The following is a 1,693-nucleotide window of genomic DNA, read 5'->3' as shown; positions in this document are numbered from 1 at the left end:
CCCGGCATTTGCAGGCGCTGTCATTGGTGCGGATTGATCTGACATACCCGGTTCAGAGAGTGCCAGGCCCGGCCGGCTTCCACCGCGGCAGCGCTTGACCGTCGTCCAATGTTTCAAACCAAACCTTTACCCTCATTCCGGCCCGAACCGCTTCGGGCTCCACGTCGGTAAGCAGGCCCGGCATGTAAAGGTGTGGCTGATCGTCCAATTCGACAATGACCGACACATAGGGAACCCGTGTCCGCCAATAGTCGTCCGGACTCTTATGTACCGTGATCCAGCTATAGACCGTGCCGTGACCAGTCGCGTCGATCCATGTGCCGCCGATAGTGCCACAGGAAGGGCAACTCTCAGCTGGGTAGAATCGCAGCTGACGACAATGCTCGCAACGCTGAAGCAAGAGCCGGCCTTCACTGCACCCTTGCCAAAAGGGCTTTGTGAGCAACGTCGGCGCCGGCTGTGGGGCCGTAATGATCGCAGTGTTGTTTTGCATCTTATTGAGCTCCCAGGATGAGCGCACTACCAGAATGGGCAGCGCCACCAGCGGTCACGAGACCAAGCTCCGCATCGCTGACCTGGCGATCCCCTGCGTTTCCACGCAACTGGTCGACCGCTTCGACAACGCAATTGAGGCCGTGGATGTAAGCTTCTGACAACAGCCCACCACCCGTGTTGATGGGTAGTTGGCCCTGTAAGCCGGCGCGGCCCTCGCGGAAAAATGCCCCCGACTCCCCCTTTTTACAGAATCCAAAATCCTCAAGCTGAGCCAGAACGCTATAGGTGAAGCAGTCGTATAGCTGCGCAAAATCCATATCGCCACGCGTCACGCCGGCACGCTGGAACAAGCCATCGGCGAGTTCGGTGGCAAAGCACTCTGCATGTTCTCCGGCGAAGTTTGTCCACATCACGCCGCGAGCGCGCGGGCTGCCACCCACCGCACCCGACAAGATCCGTACCGGTCTCTGCCTGAGATCTTTTGCCCGGTCCCAACTGGTTACCAGTACGGCACAAGCGCCATCGCTTTGCAGACAGCAGTCGAGCAGCCGGAACGGCTCCGCAATCCAAGGCGACGCCTCGTAATCCGCGAGGTTCATGGGCTTGCGCATCTGCGCGCGCGGGTTTTTCGCGGCGTGCTCCCGGCAAGCCATTGCAACGGCCGCCAGATCCTCATTCGTTGTGCCGTATTTCGCCATATGCCGGCGAGCCAGCATTGCATAGTGCTGGGCCGGCATCGTGATGCCACACGTATCGAGAAACTGGGGTTCGGCATCCGACAGGAGACTGGTGGTCGACATCAATTCGCTCCAGCCGCTCCCGCCGTAGCGAATGCCGGAGGCGCCGTTCAGCGCGCGATAGGCAACAACGCACTTCGCCTGGCCAGTCGCAACAGCCATGGCGGCCTGAATGACCGCAGCGCAAGCAACATTTCCACCAGCGGAATAGTCGGCGAAATAGTTCAGCTCCTTCAAGCCAAGCCCTGTCGCAAGCACGCCCGTGTAACTCGTGTCACAAAGCCCATAGGTCACAAGACCGTCGATCTCGGATACGGCAATCCCCGCATCCGCCGCGGCAGCATGGATGGCTTCAAGCGCCAGTCGTTCCACACTTCGCCCCGAATTCCGGCTGTAATCGGTGTACCCGACGCCCGCTATCGCTGTGCTGTTCAGTCCGCCCATCCCCATCTCTCCTCCTC

General features: G+C 60.1%; 2 protein-coding genes. Both read right to left on the bottom strand.

Annotation, left to right across the window (positions count from 1 at the left end; translation table 11 throughout):
- Window positions 1-52: 52 nt before the first annotated feature.
- Window positions 53-493, bottom strand: a complete 441-nt coding sequence (locus KHO41_RS42070) for a Zn-ribbon domain-containing OB-fold protein (protein ID WP_211958877.1) — start codon at window positions 491-493, stop codon at window positions 53-55.
- A 1-nt stretch (window position 494) separates the two neighbouring features.
- Window positions 495-1,693, bottom strand: a 1,199-nt coding sequence (locus KHO41_RS40890) for a thiolase C-terminal domain-containing protein (protein WP_211958876.1), incomplete at its 5' end; no start/stop codon positions are given.

It is taken from the genome of Cupriavidus numazuensis (assembly GCF_905397435.1).
Classification (GTDB): Bacteria; Pseudomonadota; Gammaproteobacteria; order Burkholderiales; family Burkholderiaceae; genus Cupriavidus; species Cupriavidus numazuensis.
This window is presented reverse-complemented; position numbering and strand designations above follow the sequence as displayed.